The following is a 21,748-nucleotide window of genomic DNA, read 5'->3' on the forward strand; positions in this document are numbered from 1 at the left end:
GCTCGACAGATTCCGTAGCAATTATGGCAGGAATAAGAGGCCAGTCTTAATGGTCATCAAAACTCAAATGCATACCCACAATACGAATTAATGCAGATAATGGCTAAGGCTCTGCTCCAGCTCGGTTTGTAAATGCAGCGGCGCTACAATTTTGACATAGGGAATCCAGTAGCGCACCAGCGGATAAAGCTGAATATGATGGCGAATCTGGCAGGAAATCAGCAGGCTGCCACACGGCTTTTCTTCCAGGATCTGCTGCTTTGGAAACAGCCGGCGCTGTTTAAAATACAGCGCGGCATCTGCCGCAACCGATAAATGTACTTCCTGCTGTTCATGACCAAACCAGATACCTTCTTCATCTTCCAGCTGTTGCAGAATAGCCGGATCATGCTCAAACGGGTCCAGTTCATAGCTGAGTTCAATCTGCTCAATCAGGCTCAGGCGATACACTTTTAAGGTATCCGAATGCACCGCAGCCAGATACCAGTTACCATGATGATGAATCAGGCGATAAGGCTGCACCCGACGGGACTTGTTTTTATAGATAAAGCCAATGTACTGACGCTGCTGAATGGCCTGGGTCAGGGTTTTAAAATGTTCGGCATATTGGCTGCTGTCTTCATAATCATAGCCCTTGGCGGAAAACACCAGATTGGCACGATGATCCATCAGCTCACGCAGGAACGAAATATCCAGCGAGGGATAAAGATCGCTAATGCCCGACAACTGGGCAAAGTTCTGGATATCCTGAAGTTTAAACCGTCCCAAATAGGAAGCATCAAGATAGTATTTTTTGCTGCGTTTGTCCTGCAATAAAGGTAGATAGGCATTCAGCCGATCAAAGTCACGTTCAATGGTGCGGGTGCTGACTTTAAATTCCTGGGCCAGTTCCGGAATACTCAGCTGATGCCCTACATTGAGTTTGGTTAAAATACTGACCAGCCGTTCAGCCAGTCGTTCATGTGTTGAAGTAACACACTTCATGATACCCTCATGGTGCTGTTTTAAGGCACTGTTTTTTCTATCAATTAAACAAACATAAATTAAAATTTATTAAATAAAAATCATATAAATAATTAGACCAAAACTTTAAATACATTTACGTTAAAAGTAAATCAGAATCCGTATCGCAATACTGCATTCAGCTTACACTTAAGGCTTATTCTGATCCAGGCGATCCACATAACGCTCTAAATGCAGCATGGCACTATACACCCGGTGGATATCTGCCAGACCTATTTTTTGACGGATAATGGCCCGATGAATGCGCCTTAAAGCACGTATATTCTGGGTGGTGGTATATGCTGTAGATGAAATTCTCATGATTCTGTCCTCTGTCTCTTCTTTGAAATATCCAGTTTATTTTTATGATGTCTATTTTGGATGATGGCTAATATACAACACAGTTTCGACAGGTTGTGTCAAATACATCACGTATATTTTAATTTTTAGTAAAATTTTTACAGTTTAAGTAATAAACATCAATGTACTAACTTGAGATAAGCATAAAAAAAGACCGGCAATAGCCGGTCTTTTTTAGATGCAGAGTTAAATAATTTCTACCACAACCTTGCCAATATGATCACCGGTATCCATGGCCGCATGCGCTTCCTGGATCTGATCAAATTTAAAGGTTTTAAAAATCATCGGCAGACATTCACCTTTGCTCAATAATGGCCACACTGCGTCTTGCAAGCCTTGGGCAATTTCGGCTTTTTCTGCGGTGTTACGCGCACGCATGGTTGAACCGGTAATGGTCAGGCGCTTCATCATAATCGGGCCAAGTTTCACATCTTTGGCTTTGGCACCGCCCAAGAACGCGATATAAACCAGACGACCATCACGGCGTAACAGGTTCAGGTTACGTTCCAGATAAGGTGCACCAACGATATCTAAAATAACATCGACGCCGCCATTGTCGGTCTGTTCATTAATCACCTGCTCAAAATCTTGCGTCTTGTAGTTAATGGCGGTGGTCAGGTGTGAAATAGCTGCAACTTTTTCATCTGAACCCACAGTGGCAAAGGTTTTCATGCCCAGCGCATTACATAACATCAGCGCTGTGGTACCAATACCGCTGCTGCCTCCATGTACCAGTACTGTTTCGCCAGCCTTGGCTTGTCCCATCTGGAACACATTGGCCCATACGGTAAAGAAGGTTTCTGGAATAGCCGCAGCTTGTACAAAACTCAAGCCTTCAGGAATGGTCAGGGTCTGGCTTTCCGGAACCACGCAGTATTCTGCATAGCCACCGCCATTGGTCAGGCCACAAACTTTATCGCCGACTTTAAATTTGCTGACCTCTTCGCCTACCGCTACCACTTCACCTGCCACTTCCAGCCCCGGCACAGGCGTCACCCCTTTCGGCATTGGATAAAGGCCTTGGCGCTGCAAGATATCCGGGCGGTTTAAACCAAAGGCATGAACCTTAACCAGCACCTCATTGGTTGCTGGTGTCGGAATAGCCACACTTTCATAGGCCAGTTTTTCCGGGCCGCCTGGTTCTGTAATAATGACCTGCTGCATCGTCGCTTGTGACATGGATTTTCCTTAATTGTTCAGTGCAAGTTTCTGTACTCTATTTGAACATAGAAAAATGACGGAATGAAGCCAAGCCGGACTTATGTATAATGAGATGTATATTTCGCAGATTGATAACTCAGGTGAGCCATGACCCAAGTCATCGACTATAACGAAAATAATTACAGTGAATTTGAATGGTTTGATGGCTTTGCCGTGATCCGCTTTTATGCAGACTGGTGTGCACCCTGCGTACAGAATTTTCCGGTGTTTGCCGAACTGGCCGGCTATTATGCCTACCATCAGCCAGAGATTAAATTTGGCAAGATTAATGTCGATCAATCTCCCATTCTCACCCTGCGTTATCATGTCTATGGATTACCTTCGACCCTGATTTTCAAGCAGGGACAGATCATCCACAGAATTGCAGGGGTCAAAAGTCTGACAGAGATGAAATCTATTCTAGCGCAGCTTTTGGATGATTCTTCTCAGCCTGTAGATTTAAGAGAATAAATGCTATTTTCTATTTCACTGAAGTTTAGATTGCCCACCTTAAAATTTAGTGGGTTAAAACCACGTCTGATCGCCCTTGAGCATACGCTCACCCCTCTCCTCCGGATAGTAAAGTGGTGAATAGTCATCCGCCCGATGATCAGCACTATGCTTAGCGCAGCGACTGCTATTTTTTGCACTATGATAAGCAGATTGAAAATTCTCCTGATCACTCTCGATGGATTTTTCAATTATTCGTCATTTAATCGTAACCACACTTTGATTGCTCTGCCTGAACTCTACTGGCACAGCCAAACATAAGCGCAATATAAATAAAATCTTGTGTATCTTCCCGCTCTACACCAGATTGTATAGAGTAAGAATATTCGCGTAGATCATTAAGTTTGAAATAGACACAGCAGTCCCACCAAGAATCTAAAAGCCATAAAAAAACCCACCTTGCGGTAGGTTTTCTTTAACCAGCCCAGTCTTATAGACGAACCAGCTCCACAATTTTCTCAGCCAGTTCTTCAACGGCTTCGGTGCCATAGCTTACGTCAGTGCCTTCAGCAACATCGGTGACCACCACAACACCAGTTTCACGAAGTAATGCCACTTGAGCAGCATTCAGACCCGCTTTTACAATTGCAACTACACCTTGCTGAATCAGCAGGCTTTCCAGCGCTTGTGCATTTTCCAGTGCTTGTGCAGTGACAGTCACCGCAGCAGGTTTTTGACCTAAACGGGCAGCACGATCTTCCGCAGTCACAGGTTCATCATGTGCGGTCCATTCTACCGCCGCTTCCACCATACCCGCACCAACGGTCACGTTGCTTAAACGGTCAATGAAAATAAACGAGCCGGTATAACGGCTGTCCTGATAACGGTCAAATACCACTGGCGCATCAAACTCGATCTGAACATCAGCAATCGCGTTCAGTTCCAGCTGCTCTACCTGGGTTTTTTCCAGCGTATTCACGTTTACACGGTAGTTAATCTCAGCAATTTTGGCAGGAACAGTTTGTGTACCCAGCTTAATGTTGTACAGCTTGCCTTTGACCAGTGGCTGATCATTCATCCACACCACAGTTGCGCGTGCAGAACGTGAAATTTCCGGTTGATCGCCCGCTTTGACCAGCAGGTTACCGCGTGAAATATCAATTTCATCATTCAGGGTAAGGGTAACCGCCTGACCGGCAAAAGCACGTTCCAAATTGCCATCAAAAGTTACAATGTCTTTGACGGTAGAACGTTTGCCTGATGGCAACGCGACAATTTCATCACCCACACGGATGTCGCCCGAAGCAATGGTGCCAGCAAAACCACGGAAGTCGAGGTTTGGACGGTTGACATATTGCACCGGGAAGCGGAATTCGTTTTTACCTGAAGTCCGGCTAATTTCCACGTTTTCCAGCGTTTCCATCAAAGTTTCGCCGCTGTACCACGGAGTATTGGCCGACTTGTTCACCACGTTATCGCCATTCAGGGCAGAAATTGGCGTGAAAATGATATTGGCCGGTTTACGGTCACCAAGCTGGTTCACGAACTCGTTATATTGCGCCTGAATTTCATTAAAGCGCGCTTCAGAGAATTCCACCAGGTCCATTTTGTTGATGGCAACAATAATGTTCTTAATACCCAGCAGGCTGGCAATAAAGGTATGACGACGGGTTTGGGTCTGCACGCCATAACGTGCATCAATTAAAATAATCGCCAGATCCGCAGTTGATGCACCAGTGGCCATGTTACGGGTATATTGCTCATGTCCCGGGGTATCGGCAATGATGAACTTACGCTTTTCAGTCGAGAAATAGCGATACGCCACATCAATGGTAATACCCTGCTCACGTTCTGCCTGCAGGCCATCGACCAGTAAAGCCAGGTCAGGTGCATCCCCTGTCGTCCCGACTTTTTTCGAGTCACGGGTTACCGCTTGCAACTGATCTTCATAAATCAGTTTTGAATCATAAAGCAGACGACCAATTAAGGTCGATTTACCATCATCGACGTTACCGCAGGTCAGGAAACGCAATAAGTCTTTATTTTCGTGCTGTTTTAAATAGGCCAAAATATCTTGGCTAATGAGTTCTGATTGATGAGACATTGCTCAAACTCCACAAATTCTTTAGAAACCGGTTTAATCTCCCTGTATCTCCCTTTTACCAAGAGGGAATTTCCTCTCTTGTCTAAAGAGAGGCTGGGAGAAATTAGAAGTAGCCCTCTTGCTTCTTCTTCTCCATCGAGCCGGCTTCATCATGGTCAATCATACGACCCTGACGTTCCGAGCTGGTGGCCAGCAACATTTCCTGAATAATTTCAGGCAAGGTATCTGCGCCTGACTCAACTGCACCGGTCAGCGGGTAACAGCCAAGCGTACGGAAACGTACCGATTTCATTTGTGGTACTTCGCCTTCATGTAAACGCATACGCTCATCATCAACCATAATGAGTGTACCACTACGTTCTACCACTGGACGTTCAGCAGCAAAGTACAATGGAACAATTGGAATCTGCTCGAGATAAATGTATTGCCAGATGTCCAGCTCGGTCCAGTTCGACAATGGGAACACACGAATGCTTTCGCCCTTGTTGACCTTACCGTTATAAAGGTTCCACAGTTCTGGACGCTGGTTTTTCGGGTCCCAACGGTGTTTGGAATCACGGAAAGAATAGACACGTTCTTTGGCACGTGATTTTTCTTCGTCACGGCGCGCACCACCAAATGCAGCATCAAAACCGTATTTGTCCAGCGCCTGTTTCAGCCCCTGGGTTTTCATGATGTCGGTGTATTTTGAGCTACCATGATCAAATGGATTGATTCCGGCGTCACGGCCTTCCTGGTTCTGATGCACAATCAGATCAAAACCATGTTTCTTGGCCATGTTGTCGCGGAATTCAATCATATCTTTGAATTTCCAGCCTGTATCGACATGTAACAGAGGGAATGGAAGTTTTGCAGGATAGAAGGCTTTCAAGGCAAGATGCAGCATTACCGCAGAATCTTTACCAATCGAGTACAGCATAACCGGATTTTCAAACTCGGCAGCAACTTCACGGATGATATGAATACTCTCAGCTTCAAGCTGTTTCAGATGAGTAAGTCTTTCCTCATTTAATGACATGGACAACACCAGCTTAAATCAACGTGTACTTATTACACTTTATAAAATTTATATTCATTATAGAGATTTAGTTATCTGTACTATTGCTTGTTTTATTATATTAATATGCAAAAACGTCATATACAGGATTACTGATATTGCTATCAAAGTTTACTCATACCCTGCACAGCATCGCTTATTTTTAGCCTGATCACTATTTTCCAGTCGCCGTTTTTATGCTCACTTCTATCTATTGAGTTATTGTTAAAAGCTCTAATAGATCGCTTCATTTTCCAAGTGAAACACCTAAAATAAAACAAATTTTAATTTTTTCTGATTGCTCCCATGCCTTATAGTCATTACGATTTAGCCACCTTAAAAGCCCAGCTGGAACAGGCGCAGCTTGCCGGCTTTCTGTATCAGCATCAGCAGCACATGCTGGTGTTGCAGGAAGCGTTTGATGAAGATGGTTCTGCACTAAATACCTTTGTCCAGCACGAGTTCAGTGCCGATCAGATCGGGCTGCAATTTGGTCTACGACTTTCGGACCATAATATCGAGTTTTTGATTGGTCTGACCCACAGTAATCAGGATCGCGGTTATGAAATTGGTGCCGGCAATTTAAAAGGTGACCAGAAAGCCTTTAACCTGATGTATGCCTTTTATAATTATCCAAAGGCCTTTTATCTGGTCAGCATGCCACTGGCCTCCACCTCAAGCCAGCTGGAACAGGCCATTGAACAGCAACTGTTCCAGCGCCCGGAACTGGCCTTCCTCGACACCGCAGTCAAAACCAATCCAATGGGTGAACAGGTGCAGTGGATGAAATCCTTTATTGTGCAGCAAAGCCTGAACATGAAAGTGCGTATTCAGACCAGTTTAATCTAAGCGATTCTTCTGATCTGTGCTTTACGTATAGCTTGATGATACTCAAACAAAAAAATAACCCGCGAGATTCGCGGGTTATTTGATGTAGCAGATTTTAGTTCTTGTGACGCATATGCGGGAACAAAATCACATCACGGATACTTGGTGCATTGGCGAATAACATCACCAGACGGTCAATCCCGATCCCTTCACCTGCTGTAGGTGGCAAGCCATATTCCAGTGCTTCAACGAAGTCTGCGTCGTAGTGCATCGCTTCATCATCACCAGCATCTTTCTCAGCCACCTGTGCCTGGAAACGCTCTGCCTGATCAATTGGATCATTTAACTCTGAGAAGCCGTTTGCCAGCTCACGACCACCAATGAAGAATTCAAAACGGTCAGTGATGTGTGGGTTTTCATCATTACGGCGTGCCAGCGGCGAGGTTTCTGCCGGGTATTCAGTAATGAAGGTTGGCTGACGCAGTTGAGTTTCAACTGTTTCTTCAAACACGATGGTTTGCAGCTTGCCTAAACCAAATCCTGGTTTTACCTGCTCTTTCAGTTCGTTTTGTACGAAGTTGGCCAGAAATTCACGGTCATTGACGTTTTCAGGCGTGAATTGCGGGTTGTGCTCAAGAATCGCATCAAACATCGAGATTTTCTTGAACGGACCTTTGAAGCTATACACTTCATCGCCATACGGCACATCGGTCGAACCCAAGATGTCGATGGCCAGTTTCTCCAGCATCTGCTCGGTCAGTTCCATCAAATCTTTGTAGTCTGCATAAGCCTGATAGAATTCAATCATGGTGAATTCCGGGTTATGACGGGTCGATACACCTTCGTTACGGAAGTTACGGTTAATTTCGAACACGCGTTCAAAACCGCCCACCACCAGACGTTTTAAATAAAGTTCTGGCGCAATACGCAGGAACAATGGCATATCCAGTGCATTGTGATGGGTTTCAAATGGACGCGCCGATGCACCACCTGGAATCACGTGCATCATTGGGGTTTCGACTTCCATGAAACGTTTTTCAGTTAAAAACGCACGGATGCCCGATACCACTTTGGCACGAATTTCAAAAGTCTTACGGGTTTCTTCGTTTACAATCAGGTCCAGATAACGCTTACGATACTTCACTTCAGTATCGGTCAGGCCATGGAACTTGTCTGGTAATGGGCGCAGCGATTTGGTCAGCAATTCAAAGTGCTCGATATGCACATATAAATCGCCTTTACCTGAACGGCCGATATAACCTTTAACAGCAATAATATCGCCGAGGTCCAAACCTTTAATGGTTTCCAAGGTTTCAGGGCTAAGTTCTTTACGGGCCACATACAGCTGGATACGACCCGTCATGTCCTGAATTACGATAAATGAACCACGGTTGAGCATGACACGGCCAGCCACCGACACATACACCTTGTCGCCGCCTTCAATTTCTTCTTTAGATTTGTCGGCAAACTGTTCTTGTAAATCTTGCGCGTAATGTTCACGCTTGAAGGTGTTCGGCCATGGGCTGCTGTTGCTTTCCTGAGCCTTTTCTTGGATTTGCTTTAACTTGGCATGACGCTGTGCAATTAAATCGTTTTCGGAAATAGTGGGTTCAGAAGTCGACTGAGCGTTTGGTTGCGTCATCTCTGCCTCGAAAATTACTAAAAAATGAAGTGCAATAGCATAGCAGATTTATTTGGCTTTTCGTATGCTCTGCTGAATCCTAAGCCATTTTTTTCATTTTCTAAACCTCTGCTAAACAGCACCTCGCCTTTTGCTGAACTGTTAGACCAATAGCTAACTTCTTTCTTGCGTCACCACTCTTACAATAAGCAAGAGAAATTAATTGAAAAGGGAACTTTTCAACTATTCAATAGACGCTTGAGTGTGAATGAAAACAATGAATAGATGCACCTCGAAAATCCTATTTCTGCATGGGCTAGATTCCTCACGTGAATCGAGTAAGTTCCATGCCATCTGCGCAGATAAAAAATACTGTATTACCGTGGATTATCGCAATCTGAACTACCAGACTGTGGCCAGTTTCTATAACGATATTATTGTTAAAATCCAGCCTGAAATTATTGTCGGACATAGCCTCGGCGGCTATTGGGCCTTAAAGATGTCGGCGCTGCATGGTATTCCCTGCGTGATTGCCAATCCGAGTTTACAGCCCGACTTTCGACCGGACTATCCGCAGATTTCCGAACAGGAACTGGACCATGATATTCCGCAGCTGGCCTATCTGGAACTCGGCGATGAACAGCTGGACATGCACTGGGTACAAACCCAGCTGGAAAATTACATGCCAATTCATGCTTTTAAAGGTGGTCATCATCGGCTGGTGTGTCCTGAAAATATCAATCCTTTAATCTGGCAACTGGAACAGCAATCACTGCACAAATAAAAAAGCCTTGCACTCAGCAAGGCTTTCTATGTTTCACAGGGTAGTGCTCAGACTTAAGCAACTGCTTCCACCGGCTTAGAGCGTTCATCCAGTACCGACCAGATGTTCAGACCCAAATCTGCGTGTAAATCTGGTAAATCCAGGAAAATGCTGGCACCCAGAATTTCATGCTGACATTTTTCCGCCAGTTGTTTCACTGCTTTTAAGGTACCGCCAGTCGCTAATACATCATCCACAATAATAACTTTCTGACCGGTGACATCTGCCGCCATTTCCAGACGGTCTAGACCGTATTCCAGACTATAACCCACACCCACTACCGGTGGTGGTAATTTACCGGCTTTACGCACCAGCAATAAGCCCTTGCCAGTACGCTGTGCCAACAGGCTAGCCAGCACAAAACCACGTGCTTCTACTGCAATAAAGCTGTCTACTTCAGCCAGTTTTTCTGCAGGAATGCTTTCAATTAAAGCATCTGTCAACGGACCAATATTTTTCATGAATAAAGGGGTCAAGTCATAAAAACAAATACCGGCTTTAGGAAAGTTTTGGACAGTACGAATGTGAGACCACAACGTTGTAGACAGCTTGCTCATAAGGAGATCGGAGAGAGATTAAAAAGAATAGGTGAATTTTACAGCGTCTTGACCACGAAGACCAGCCAAAGTCCGCCCTTCAGGTTTAAATAAAACCCGATTAAAATTATTAAATCATTGTTTTTATTAATGGTATTTTTATACTAAATAACCAATATAGATTATCTTAATTATAGAATAGCCTATTTAAGTAAAAATAGCTGTCCGACTTTAGTCGAAATTTAGGTGATCTCTCATATATTTTGAAAAGATTTGCGCTGGTTTTTAGTGTGCATATTGTCCGACACTATGCAATGTTTGAGATTTTAAAGATAAATTTTGTCCTTCTTAGCCATTCAGCTTTAGAAATGAAGCATTAGACTCCGATATTTACTTTACTTTAACCTCATAACTGCGTAAAAATTTAAGCGAATATGAAGTGTTAAAATCATATCAACTGAGTCATGCTGGTTAGGGAATTTTTTGCCGGTCAGGTTTATTGAAGATCGGCTTTTGGAGAGTCAAATGAAAAAGTATCAATGCATCGTTTGTGGATGGATTTATGACGAGGCAGAAGGCTGGCCGCAAGATGGCATCGTCGCGGGCACCAAATGGGAAGATATTCCAGATGACTGGACCTGCCCGGACTGTGGCGTATCTAAAGTCGATTTTGAAATGGTCGAAATCTAAGTACGCCTCGAAGACCATAACTGCATGGTCTTTTTTTATGTCTTGAAACTTATGCTCAACCTTTTATGGAGAAAATAATGCATCCGATTGTCATCATTGGTTCTGGTATGGCTGGCTATACAATCGCCCGTGAATTTCGCAAACTGAACCCTGAACAGGAACTGGTCATGATTTGCGCAGATGATGCAATCAACTATGCAAAACCTACCCTCTCCAATGCCCTGGCCGGCAAAAAAGCACCCGAACAGATTGCGCTGGGGGATGCCGCAAAAATGGGGGCACAGCTGAATATGCGTATTGAAGTGCATACCTGGGTCAAAGCCATTGATGCCGAGCAACATCTGCTGACTTTAGAGAAAGATGGCGTCGAAAGCCAGCAAGCCTATGCCAAACTGGTCCTGGCAGTCGGTGCCAACCCGATTCGTCTGGCCATTTCAGGTGATGGCAGTGATGATATTCACGTGGTCAATAATTTAAATGACTATAAAGCCTTCCGTGAACAGCTGGCAGCGCGTCAGGACAAACGTGTGGTGATTTTAGGCGCGGGCCTGATTGGCTGTGAATTTGCCAATGACCTGCAAAACACCGAGCATCAAGTCACGGTGATTGATCTGGCACCTCAACCGCTGGGCCGTTTATTGCCTGAATTTATTGCCACTGCATTTAAACAGAACCTGGAAGAAACTGGGATTCATTTTGTCTTGGGCACCACGGTCGATAAAGTATCGAAACTGGATAAGGGTGATTATCTGGTGACACTGGCCGATGGCCGTAGCCTGAGCGCTGATGTGGTACTGTCCGCCGTCGGTTTACAGCCGAATATTACTTTAGCCAAAGAAGCTGGCATTCATACCAGTCGCGGCGTGCTCACCAATGGCTTGCTGGAAACCAACCTGGCTGATATTTATGCAGTGGGCGACTGCGCTGAAGTCAACGGGACTTTATTGCCGTATGTCATGCCAATCATGCAGCAGGCACGTGCCCTGGCCAAAACCTTAAATGGTGAAACCACACAAGTGCACTACCCGGCTATGCCGGTTGCAGTGAAAACCCCGGCGGCACCATTAACCGTGTTACCTGCTCCGGTAGATGTAGAAGTGACCTGGCAAAATGAAGAACTGGACGATGGCATGATTGCCAAAGCCTTTGACAGCACTGCCACCTTACGCGGCTTTGTACTGCTCGGGCCAACAGCCGGCAAACAGCGCCTGGCTTTAAGTAAACTTGTTCCTGACTTGATTCCAGCGGCAGTTTAGCGCTTTAATCCATCAGGGGTGCGCGCTCACCTTGAAGAAAGGAATATAAGAATGAATAGCTTGCGGTTAAATGTTTCACCTTACAGCAGTTTTATGCACGAAACCAAAGTCGACTTGGGCAATGGCATTGAATTGCATGTCGAAATGGGCGGCGAAATTGGCAATCCGACCATTTTACTGGTCATGGGCTTGGGCGCGCAGCTGCTGTATTGGCCGGACTTTTTCTGCAAGTCACTCATTGACCAAGGCTTTCGGGTCATCCGTTTTGATAACCGCGATATTGGCCTGTCCTCCAAAGTACGCCATCAGGGCGAGCGCCTGAATACCCTAAAACTGATGGGCCGTTTTGCCTTGGGTTTAGAAAATCAGGGGGCGCCTTATAACCTGTATGATATGGCCGATGATGTGGCCCTGCTGATTGATAAACTGGAGCTGGAACAGGTTGATGTGATTGGCGCTTCAATGGGCGGCATGATTGCACAGATTCTGGCGGCCCGCTATCCGGACAAGGTCAGAAAACTGGCACTATTGTTTACCAGCAACAACCAGCCTTTCCTACCGCCTCCTTTCCCGAAACAGCTGTTCAGCCTAGTGGGCAAGCCGGCATCCAATGATGAAGAAGGCATTATTAACCACAGCCTGAAACTGTTTAAAGTGATTGGTTCGCCAGGTTATCTGAATGAAATGGAAGCGGTACAGACCGCCCGTAAATTATATCAGCGAAGTTACCATCCAGCGGGTGTACTTCAGCAGTTTTTAGCAATATTATGTACAGGCTCATTGCGCAGTCTGGACAAGCAGATCCAACAGCCCACGCTGGTTGTTCATGGTTCTCGTGACCGCTTACTTCCACCTGCACATGGTAAGGCTGTTGCGAAAGCAATACCTGACGCTAAATTTGAATTAATTGAAGGAATGGGGCATGATATCCCTCCGCATTTCATTCCATATCTTAGCGAATTATTTGCTCATCACTTTAAATTATAAGCATTAGGACACTATGGCTGCATTACCATCCTTAAGACAGCTGTCATACCTCGTTACACTGTCTGAAACGTTGCATTTTACAGAAGCGGCGCGCCGTTCATTCGTGACTCAATCGACATTGTCGGGCGGGATCATGGAGTTAGAGCGCTTATTGGGTGGCGTATTGGTTGAACGCGATCGCCAGAATGTACGTTTGACTCCTCTCGGTGAACAAGTTGTAGCCCGAGCGCGTGTTCTATTGGCCGATGCGCAGGACTTGATGCGCCTAAGCCGTGAAATGAGCGAGCCCTTAACCGGCGACCTGCATTTAGGTGTGATTCCAACCATTGCACCGTTCATTTTGTCGCAGCTGTTAGATGAAGTGCATAAGCAACTGCCAAAAATCCAGTTACACCTGCATGAAGCACAAAGTGAAAAAATTGTAGAAAAACTGGAACATGGTAACCTGGATATGGTGTTACTGGCGCTGCCGTTTGATACCCGCAGTCTGAAAGTTGCCGAAATTGCCAAAGAAAATCTGGTACTGGTCCACCATAAATCCGATGCACACTCGGCTCAGGCCAAGTCTTTAGAAGATCTGGACCTGTCTCGCCTGATGCTGCTGGAAGAAGGCCACTGCTTGCGTGATCATGCCTTAAGTGCCTGCCCGATTGGCGAGCGTAAAAATGATCATCGTTTAAAAGCCAGCTCGCTACCAACCCTGGTGGAAATGGTATCAGCCAACCTCGGCTTTACCCTGCTACCTGAAATTGCCATTCATACCAATATGATTCAGGCCAATTCAGAGCTGGTGGTAAAACAAATTGACGCAGCGCCTACCCGCACCCTGGCCTTAGTAACGCGTAAGAGTACTCCGCTGCAAAGCGAATTTGATGTGTTATTGCAGATTCTGCAAAAAATATCGCACAGCTAAGTTCTTCAATACCCATAAAAATAAGGAGCATCAGCTCCTTATTTTTTTAGCGGATAAAAGCCTGACATTCTTTAAATATCAGGCTTGCTTCGCTTACTGAATCATCTCGATCAGGGTGCGCTGCGCATTGGAAGCTGGCTCGCCTTCTGCGGCCTGTGCACGAATCCAGGTGCCATCCCCCTGGAGTAGCCACGCCTGCTGGTTATCTTGCAGATAAATTTGCAGACCTTGCTGATAAATGCGTTTTTTCAGTGCCGGATCTTCAATCGGGAAGCAGGCTTCAACCCGGTTAAACAGGTTACGGTCCATCCAGTCAGCACTTGAACAGTAAATACGCGCATCACCATTATTGCTGAAGTAATACACGCGGGTATGTTCCAGGAATCGGCCGACAATGGAACGTACCCGGATATTTTCCGACAGCCCCGGCAAGCCCGGACGCAGGCAGCAAATCGAACGGATAATCAGGTCAATCTGCACGCCAGCCTGGGAAGCTTCATACAGTTTATTAATCAGCTGCATTTCGGTTAAGGCATTCACCTTCACAATAATTTGCGCTGGTTTACCGGCTTTGGCATTGGCAATTTCATCATCAATAAAGTTGATCAGCTGGGTATGCAGGGTAAACGGCGCATGCAGCAGCTTTTTCAGCTTGGCCATTTTGCCCATGCCGGTCAGTTCCTGGAAAATGCGGTGTACATCTTCACAGAGTTCCTTGTCGGTGGTGAGCAAACCGTAGTCGGTATAAATCCGCGCGTTACCGGCATGATAGTTACCGGTGCCTAAATGCACATAACGCACCAGCTTGTTGTTTTCACGGCGTACCACCAGAATCATTTTGGCATGGGTCTTATAACCGACAATGCCATAGACCACCACCGCGCCAGCTTCTTGCAGCACGTTGGCCACAGCAATATTGGATTCTTCATCAAAGCGCGCACGCAGCTCAATGACCGCGGTCACTTCTTTACCGTTACGCGCCGCTTCCGCTAAGACTTGTACAATTTCAGAATCGGCACCACTACGATACAAGGTCTGTTTAATTGCCAGTACCTGCGGGTCACGCGCCGCTTCACGCAGCAGGTTAATCACCGGGGCAAAGGATTCAAACGGATGATGCAGCAAGATATCCTGCTTTTGCATGGCCGAAAAAATATTCTCGGATTTTTTCAACACTTTCGGAATCACTGGCGTATGTGAGTCATAACGTAAATGTGGACGTTTAAAGTTAGACAATAAACGCGCCAGATTCACCGGACCATCCACTTTATAGAGCTGATCTTCATGCAGATCGAACTCATTCAGCAGATATTCATAAATCGGTTGCGGACAGTTCTGGGTCACTTCCAGACGCACCGCGCGGCCAAAACGACGGGAGTTCAGCTCACCTTTCAGCGCTTTGGCCAGATCTTCGACATCTTCGTTTAAGGCCAAATCGGCATTACGGGTCACACGGAACTGATAACAGCCAGTCGCAGTCATGCCCGGGAACAGGTCCGATACATGCTCATGAATAATTGCAGACAGCATCACGTGATGTTCTTTACCACCGGTCAATTCATCTGGCAAACGCACCACACGTGGCAAGGAACGCGGCGCTGGCACCACGGCCAGGTCAATCTGACGGCCGAAGGCATCTTTCCCTTCCAGCGTTACAATAAAGTTCAGGCTTTTATTGACCAGACGCGGGAATGGATGAGCCGGGTCCAGGCTGATTGGCGTTAAAACCGGTGCCACCTGTTCCTGAAAATATTTTTTCACCCAGGCCGATTGGGCTGGCGTTAGTTCACCACGGCGCAAGAAACAGATGTCTTCTTCACGCAGTTTAGGCAGAATTTCCTGGTTTAAAATACGGTATTGGCGCTCAATGGCAGCGTGGGCAGTTTGGGAAATCTGCTCCAGTACCTGTTTCGGAGTCAGACCATCCGGGCTACGGCTTTCATTGCCCAAATCCAGCTGCTCCATGACACCTGCAACACGAATTTCAAAAAACTCATCTAAGTTACGTGAAAAGATGAGTAAAAAGTTCATACGTTCCAGCAACGGATGCAAAGGATCGACTGCCTGTTCCAGCACGCGCAAATGGAAATCGAGGATAGAAAGCTCACGATTGATGTATCGATCATTATAGGTATAGTCTATTTGCGCAGGGGTCGCGCTCGCTGCCGTATTCATATGCACCCTATGACTTTTTCTCAAGTATTCACTATTCATAAGTATGCTTCAATTTTGTGACAATTTCATAAAAAAAGCCCACTGCTGTGGGCTTTTTTTCAATTTTACAACTCAAGGAATCTCGCTGTAACGCATGTATTTACGGATCATGCGTTTACGTGGTTCCAGACCACGGCCGGAACGGTTGTCCTGATAATATTTTGGATTCGGCAAAATCGCAGCCAGAAAAATCGCTTCTTCACGACTAAGGCTGCGTGAGGACTTGCCAAAATAATGCTGGGTCGCGGCTTCAATGCCGTAAATGTTGTCGCCAAACTCTACCGAGTTTAAATACACTTCCAGAATCCGCTGCTTGCTCCACATGCGTTCCATCATCCAAGTGGCAATCGCTTCCTGGCCTTTGCGTAAAAATGAACGCTGGTTAAATAAAAACAGGTTTTTCGCCAGTTGCTGGGAAATGGTCGAACCGCCAGCCACTACCTGTCCCTGATCTTTATTGCGTTCCAGCGCATGCTGAATACCTTCCCAGTCAAAGCCATGGTGCTGCATAAACTTGCCATCTTCGGCAGCCACCACGGCTTTTTTCAGATATTCACTGATCTGGTCATAGTCACGCCATTCATGCCGGATGGGCTGGGAAGTATCTGACCAGTAGTCCAGACGCATCATCATGGTACTTTGTACTGGCTGGGTTCGCCACCAAGCCAGACTCGAGAAAATCCACAACTGGATCAATAAAAACAGACTGACAAGAATTAATAAGGTACGGACAATAAAAGCTTTCATGTCAGCTTGGGGCTCCTGAGGCGTGAATTTTTCGTGTTAAGCTTATAACGAAATAAATCATCATTGTATAAAAATAGCATGTCTGAATATTCACCGCCGCTGATTCACCGTAAACCCGAAACGCATTTATGGTGGCTGACGGCCCTGTTGATTGCCCTCAATATTGGTGTATTTGCCTGGCAAATCCTGACCGGTGTCGATGCCAGCCAGCCCAGCACCCGAGATGCGATTCTCTGGGGCGCCGACTATGCTCCCCTGACCTTTCTCGAACAGCCGCAGCGTCTGTTCAGCAGCATGTTTTTCCATTTTGGCATGATTCACCTGATGCTGAATATGTGGGCCCTGTATATTTTTGGCAGCGTGGCCGAACAGCTTTTTGGCCGGCCGTATTTTTTAGGCCTGTATGTACTGGCCGGACTGATGGGCAGCCTGCTCAGTGGCTATTTACAGATTCAGGATTCCTTACAGATTCTCGCGCATGGCCTGACCCGCCCGGATTTACTGCCAAGTGTGAGCGCTGGTGCATCCGGTGCGGTGATGGGTTTGGGTGCTTCCCTGACGGTTTTATCATTATTGCCACGCCTGCCGAAACAGCGTTTTCTGCTGGATAAGAAAACCCTGTTACTGGTGATGGGCCTGAACCTGTTTATAGGCTTTATGATTAGCGGAATTAACAATGCCGCACATATTGGCGGCATGGTGATGGGTGCAGCCTTGGCAGCACTTTGGTACATCGGCCAGAAGCTGCACAAGTCAGCGCTGTTTTCACTGCTGGCGCTGACCGGCGCCGCCATCATCAGCTGGCTGTTTTATCAGTACTGTCTGCAACAGGTACAGATGCTTGCCCCGCTGTGGCAGGAAATTCTCGCGATGATGCGCCAGCAATTGCAGCTGTAACGCATACCCCACCATTTTAATGCAGAGATGAAACTTATTGATTCATCTCTCGCAGGCTTTGCAAAGGCGGAATATCAGATAAATAACTAAGCCTATAACGACCGATTAGAGCACACAATAAAGTCATTACAACCGGCAAGATTAGCCAGATTTCCCAATGTGGCTGAATTGCCAATTCCATCCGGTAACTGGCAATCGCACTAATCACCTCGGCAAACAGACAGGCCACCACTCCGGCAATTCCGCCAATCAGACCAATTTCCAGACTCATCATCCGTTTTAGTTTCTGCTTGGAACTACCAAAAGAACGCAGCAAGGCCACTTCACGTTTCCGCTCATCCATCAGCAGGTTTAAACAGGCAATCAGCACCAGAATCCCGGAGACCGCCACCAACACTGCCAGAATGGTAATAATCTGTACCAACACATTCACAATCCGTTTAATCTCTTCCAGAATCAGACTGACATCAATAAATACGGTATTGGAAAACTGCTGGATCAGCTGCACCAGTGCCGGCCGGTCCTGCTCCGGCACATAGAAACTGCCCAGATAGCTGCCGGCATTTTCATCCATGGTTTGCGGTGAAAAAATAAAGAAGAAATTCGGACTAAAGCTTTCCCATTCCACGCTGCGCAGATTGATGACTTTGGCCTGCAACAAGCCTTCTGGCAAACTAAAGGTCAGCGTATCGCCAATCTCAATGCCCAGTTCTTGCGCAGTATTGGCTTCAACCGAAACCTGCCCGACCTGACTAAACTGTTCCTGTCCGGCCACAATTAGGTTATCGGCCGGAAAGCGTTCGGCCTGGGTCAGGTTTAATTCACGTCGGAGCGAATTATTGTGCTGGATTAGCGCTTCAGCAAAGGGCTGATCATTTTTCGCTACCAGCCGCCCGCGCACATTTGGGTACAGCGGCGTACTGTGCCAGCCCTGCTGTTCAAGCTGCGCCTGAAACTCTGGTATATCAAACGGTGGTAAACCATAAACAAACTGGTTCGGCGTGCCTTCCGGCAATTGCTGCTGCCAGCGATCCAGCAGATCGGTACGTAATACTGCCAGCACGGTAATCAGGCTAAGGCCCAGCGCCAGTGCGGTGATCTGAAACGCAGTCTGATACGGCGTGCGTACATAGGCCGAGATGCCGCTTTTTAAATTACGGATCAGTTTCAGGAAACTCCAGACTACGGCATAGAGTACGCTACACAGCAGGATGATGGCGCCCATGACCCATAGCGTTAGCACAAGATTTTCAGTCAGCACCACACTAAACAGCATCAGGCTGAGTGTGCCGGTCAGCAGCATCCATAGCATCGACTGGACTGATTTTTCCTGCTGGCGAATCACCCGGATTGGTGGGGTATTGAGCAGCTGCCACAGACTTGGCAAAATAAAGCCCAGCAGTACCACGGCACTGGTCAGCATGGCAATCGGGAGTGGCCCCAGCAGCATCTCGACAGCCGAAAACTGCAATTGCAAATGCGGAATCAGCTGTAACATCAATTGCAACAGCCCATAGCCTAGCGTAATGCCGACCGCACTACCGAGCAGCATCGCCAGTAATAGCACCACCGCCAACAAGGTCAGATAAGCGCCCAGAATCTGCTTCTTGGTCGCACCAATGCAACGCATTAAAGCAATATGGTCCTGATTCTGCTGCACATAGCGCTGGCTGGTCAGGGCAATGGCAATGCCGCACAGTAAAATGGTGAGAATATTGGCCAGCTGTAAAAAGGTATCCAGATTGGCAATTGGACGCATCAAGCGGGTATTGCCTTCACTGGCATTGCGCAGGCGCAGCCCATCTGGTTCGCTAATATTCTGCCCGTCAATTTCCTGGGTCTTGGGCAAGCTCTCCTGATACTGTTTAAAATCCTGCTCGAACTGGCGGGTATGCTGGGGTGTACCAGCCATCAGCAAGCGGTAATTAATCCGGCTGCCGACCTGAATGGCATTGGTACGCGCCACATCTTGCTGGGCAATGATCACCGTCGGTGAAAAACCGCTAAAGCCCAGTTCCTGATTGGAATCATGCTCGATGCTGGCCGTGACCTGAAAGGCGCCATCGGCAATATTTAAGGTATCGCCCACCTGAATTTTCAGCAGCTCCATCGCGCGCTGGCTAACCCAGACCTCGCCCGGTTGAATGGCAGCAGCAGGTTGGGGCGCAACCCGCAGCTCACCGCGTAACGGGAAGGCCTGATCAATGGCTTTGACATTCACCATCACAAATTCATCGCCGGTGTGCGCCATCGAGCTAAACACCGTAACATGCGACTGCTTTAGCGCCAATTCATCGGCTGCCGCTTCCCAGCGCGGTGCAATCGGTTTATTGTCAGACAGCACCAGATCACCGGCCAGCATTTCTGCCGCCTGCAAAGCCACCGCATTTTGAATCTGCTCATTGCTGAATTTCAGCGCGGTTGTGGCACTAATTGCCAGAATTAGCGCAATCAGTAACAGATAAACACCGGTACTTTTAAAACTCTGGGTCAGTAAAGGACGAAATAACGGGTTCATCTCATCCTCCTGCCGGGTGTTCCAGCAATTGTCCCTGACTGAGTTCAAAATGGCGCTGACATTGCTGCGCCAGTTTCGGATCATGCGTCACCAGCACCAAGGTGGTCCCCAGTTCACGGTTCAGTTGAAATAACAGCTGTTCAATTTCTTTGGCGGTTTCGCCATCTAAATTCCCGGTCGGTTCATCGGCAAAAATGATTTTAGGCTCACTGATTAAAGCCCGGGCAATCGCCACCCGTTGCTGCTCACCACCCGACAGGACTTTCGGGGTCTGCTCTGCCTGCCGTTCCAGTCCGACTTTTTTCAGTAGATTACGCGCCTTGTGTTCGGCCTCGGCAAATTTAAAATTCGGTTGCAAGCGTAGCGGCAGCATGACATTTTCCAGTGCGGTTAAATGCGGCAATAACTGGAACGACTGGAATACGAAACCAATATATTTCAGCCGCACCAGCGCACGCTGTTCTTCATTCAGCTCCTGAATTGATTCACCACAGACCGTTAACTGCCCGGCACTGGCCTGATCCAAGGTCGCCAGAATCCCCAATAAGGTTGATTTGCCTGAACCGGAACGACCAGTAATCGCCACCTGTTCCCCCGCCCGGATCTCCAGATTTAAATTTTCAAAAATCGTCAGTGTTTTTTGTGCAAGTTGTATCTTTTGTGTCAATTGTTGGGCAGAAATAATGCTTTGTGGCATGATGGCGGTATCTGTAGTGAATTGAGTCATAGTATCCTTAAATGCACATTCGCAATTTCAAAATGAGTTGTTTTGCTTATTTCGCTGTGGCGGGGCTTGCCTTCATGCCCATGCTGGTGTCTGCCAAAACCATCATGATTCTGGGTGACAGCTTAAGTGCCGGTTACGGTTTGCAACCACAACAAGGCTGGGTCCATCTGTTACAAAAACGTTTAGAGCAACAGTATCCGAAACAGCATAAAGTGGTCAATGCAAGTGTGAGTGGCGAAACCACCAGCGGCGCGCTGGCACGTTTGCCCAAATTACTGCAAACGCATAAGCCGCATGTGGTGGTAATTGAACTGGGCGGTAATGATGGCTTGCGTGGTCAGCCACCGCAGCTGATTCAAAATAATCTGGCGCGGCTGATTCAGCACAGTCAACAGGCCAAAGCCAAGGTGATTGTATTTGGCATGAAAATGCCACCCAATTATGGCAGCGCCTACAGCAAGGCGTTTGAAAATAACTACAAAGTGGTGAGCCAGCGTTATCAGGTCAAATTACTGCCCTTCTTCCTAGACGGTGTCGCCGGTAAAAATACCCTGATGCAAAAAGATCTGATCCATCCGACGGCTGCAGCCCAGCCCATTTTGCTGAAAAATGCCTATCCCTTCATTCAGGCAGCATTAAAATAAAGCCGATTCAACGCTGAGATGGTTTTCAAGATCCGGATTTCAGCGATAAAAAAAGCGGGACATCAATGCCATTGCTGTCCCACAATTTTTCACAAGAGGAAGCTCATTTGAGCTTCCTCTTGTTTTATGGGTATTTTATCGGGTGAAAATAAAGCTTTTAAAGTTCTTCTTTCAAACAAATTCACTTGAATTATT

The 21,748-nt window shown here is 46.8% G+C and carries 20 protein-coding genes; 9 read left to right on the forward strand and 11 right to left on the reverse strand.

Annotated features, from left to right (window positions below; translation table 11 throughout):
* Positions 1-87: 87 nt before the first annotated feature.
* From FTT63_RS10955 to FTT63_RS10965, 3 genes are all read right to left on the reverse strand, one after another.
* The gene (locus tag FTT63_RS10955) at positions 88-984 is read right to left on the reverse strand and encodes a YafY family protein (protein ID WP_127800573.1); all 897 of its coding nucleotides are present in this window, start codon (positions 982-984) and stop codon (positions 88-90) included.
* Positions 985-1,152: 168 nt separating this feature from the next.
* A complete protein-coding gene (locus tag FTT63_RS10960) occupies positions 1,153-1,323 on the reverse strand; it encodes a hypothetical protein (RefSeq protein ID WP_005179332.1) in 171 nt (56 codons plus the stop codon).
* A 225-nt stretch (positions 1,324-1,548) separates the two neighbouring features.
* Positions 1,549-2,541: an NAD(P)H-quinone oxidoreductase gene (locus FTT63_RS10965; RefSeq protein ID WP_163141497.1), complete on the reverse strand. Its 993-nt coding sequence runs from the start codon at positions 2,539-2,541 to the stop codon at positions 1,549-1,551.
* 129 nt (positions 2,542-2,670) lie between these two features.
* Here FTT63_RS10965 and FTT63_RS10970 point away from each other — a divergent pair, with 129 nt between their 5' ends.
* Positions 2,671-3,033, forward strand: coding sequence for a co-chaperone YbbN (locus FTT63_RS10970; protein WP_016659282.1), 363 nt, complete (start codon positions 2,671-2,673; stop codon positions 3,031-3,033).
* Positions 3,034-3,502: 469 nt separating this feature from the next.
* On the opposite strand, the gene cysN is transcribed toward FTT63_RS10970, so the two are convergent.
* Both cysN and cysD read right to left on the reverse strand, forming a co-directional pair.
* On the reverse strand, positions 3,503-5,116 hold the full coding sequence (gene cysN, locus FTT63_RS10975; RefSeq protein WP_168381860.1) for a sulfate adenylyltransferase subunit CysN: 1,614 nt from the start codon (positions 5,114-5,116) through the stop codon (positions 3,503-3,505).
* Positions 5,117-5,219: 103 nt separating this feature from the next.
* On the reverse strand, positions 5,220-6,134 hold the full coding sequence (gene cysD / locus FTT63_RS10980) for a sulfate adenylyltransferase subunit CysD (RefSeq protein ID WP_005179347.1): 915 nt from the start codon (positions 6,132-6,134) through the stop codon (positions 5,220-5,222).
* Between the two features lie 324 nt (positions 6,135-6,458).
* Here cysD and FTT63_RS10985 point away from each other — a divergent pair, with 324 nt between their 5' ends.
* Positions 6,459-7,001 (forward strand): hypothetical protein, encoded by a 543-nt coding sequence (locus FTT63_RS10985; protein ID WP_016659284.1) that lies wholly within the window; start codon positions 6,459-6,461, stop codon positions 6,999-7,001.
* A 94-nt stretch (positions 7,002-7,095) separates the two neighbouring features.
* On the opposite strand, the gene lysS is transcribed toward FTT63_RS10985, so the two are convergent.
* A complete protein-coding gene (lysS, locus tag FTT63_RS10990) occupies positions 7,096-8,622 on the reverse strand; it encodes a lysine--tRNA ligase (RefSeq protein WP_005179355.1) in 1,527 nt (508 codons plus the stop codon).
* A 256-nt stretch (positions 8,623-8,878) separates the two neighbouring features.
* Between lysS and FTT63_RS10995 the strand changes: the two genes are divergently transcribed.
* The gene (locus FTT63_RS10995) at positions 8,879-9,385 is read left to right on the forward strand and encodes a YqiA/YcfP family alpha/beta fold hydrolase (RefSeq protein ID WP_034598188.1); all 507 of its coding nucleotides are present in this window, start codon (positions 8,879-8,881) and stop codon (positions 9,383-9,385) included.
* Between the two features lie 53 nt (positions 9,386-9,438).
* Here FTT63_RS10995 and FTT63_RS11000 read toward each other — a convergent pair whose 3' ends face one another.
* Entirely contained in the window at positions 9,439-9,981 is a 543-nt protein-coding gene (locus FTT63_RS11000) for an adenine phosphoribosyltransferase (RefSeq protein ID WP_005179368.1), read from the reverse strand.
* A 504-nt stretch (positions 9,982-10,485) separates the two neighbouring features.
* Here FTT63_RS11000 and rubA point away from each other — a divergent pair.
* The 4 genes from rubA (at position 10,486) to oxyR (ending at position 13,806) form a co-directional block, all read left to right on the forward strand.
* A complete protein-coding gene (gene rubA / locus FTT63_RS11005; protein ID WP_005179369.1) occupies positions 10,486-10,650 on the forward strand; it encodes a rubredoxin RubA in 165 nt (54 codons plus the stop codon).
* 77 nt (positions 10,651-10,727) lie between these two features.
* Positions 10,728-11,906: an NAD(P)/FAD-dependent oxidoreductase gene (locus FTT63_RS11010; RefSeq protein ID WP_180192278.1), complete on the forward strand. Its 1,179-nt coding sequence runs from the start codon at positions 10,728-10,730 to the stop codon at positions 11,904-11,906.
* A gap of 51 nt (positions 11,907-11,957) precedes the next feature.
* Positions 11,958-12,893, forward strand: a complete 936-nt coding sequence (locus FTT63_RS11015) for an alpha/beta fold hydrolase (RefSeq protein WP_045796061.1) — start codon at positions 11,958-11,960, stop codon at positions 12,891-12,893.
* A gap of 13 nt (positions 12,894-12,906) precedes the next feature.
* Positions 12,907-13,806 (forward strand): LysR family transcriptional regulator OxyR, encoded by a 900-nt coding sequence (gene oxyR, locus FTT63_RS11020; protein WP_005179377.1) that lies wholly within the window; start codon positions 12,907-12,909, stop codon positions 13,804-13,806.
* A 93-nt stretch (positions 13,807-13,899) separates the two neighbouring features.
* On the opposite strand, the gene ppk1 is transcribed toward oxyR, so the two are convergent.
* Complete coding sequence (gene ppk1, locus FTT63_RS11025; RefSeq protein ID WP_005179379.1) at positions 13,900-15,981, reverse strand: polyphosphate kinase 1; 2,082 nt, start codon at positions 15,979-15,981, stop codon at positions 13,900-13,902.
* A 111-nt stretch (positions 15,982-16,092) separates the two neighbouring features.
* Complete coding sequence (gene mtgA, locus FTT63_RS11030; RefSeq protein WP_045796058.1) at positions 16,093-16,767, reverse strand: monofunctional biosynthetic peptidoglycan transglycosylase; 675 nt, start codon at positions 16,765-16,767, stop codon at positions 16,093-16,095.
* 78 nt (positions 16,768-16,845) lie between these two features.
* Here mtgA and FTT63_RS11035 point away from each other — a divergent pair, with 78 nt between their 5' ends.
* Positions 16,846-17,664, forward strand: a complete 819-nt coding sequence (locus tag FTT63_RS11035; RefSeq protein WP_180192279.1) for a rhomboid family intramembrane serine protease — start codon at positions 16,846-16,848, stop codon at positions 17,662-17,664.
* Positions 17,665-17,698: 34 nt separating this feature from the next.
* Here the strand turns inward: FTT63_RS11035 and FTT63_RS11040 are convergent, their stop codons facing one another.
* The gene (locus FTT63_RS11040; RefSeq protein WP_180192280.1) at positions 17,699-20,182 is read right to left on the reverse strand and encodes an ABC transporter permease; all 2,484 of its coding nucleotides are present in this window, start codon (positions 20,180-20,182) and stop codon (positions 17,699-17,701) included.
* Between the two features lies 1 nt (position 20,183).
* The gene (locus FTT63_RS11045) at positions 20,184-20,909 is read right to left on the reverse strand and encodes an ABC transporter ATP-binding protein (protein ID WP_005179393.1); all 726 of its coding nucleotides are present in this window, start codon (positions 20,907-20,909) and stop codon (positions 20,184-20,186) included.
* Positions 20,910-20,941: 32 nt separating this feature from the next.
* Here FTT63_RS11045 and FTT63_RS11050 point away from each other — a divergent pair, with 32 nt between their 5' ends.
* The gene (locus tag FTT63_RS11050; RefSeq protein ID WP_005179403.1) at positions 20,942-21,553 is read left to right on the forward strand and encodes an arylesterase; all 612 of its coding nucleotides are present in this window, start codon (positions 20,942-20,944) and stop codon (positions 21,551-21,553) included.
* Positions 21,554-21,748 lie beyond the last annotated feature (195 nt).

The organism is Acinetobacter sp. C15, from assembly GCF_013420645.1.
In the GTDB taxonomy this organism is placed as follows: Bacteria; Pseudomonadota; Gammaproteobacteria; order Pseudomonadales; family Moraxellaceae; genus Acinetobacter; species Acinetobacter indicus.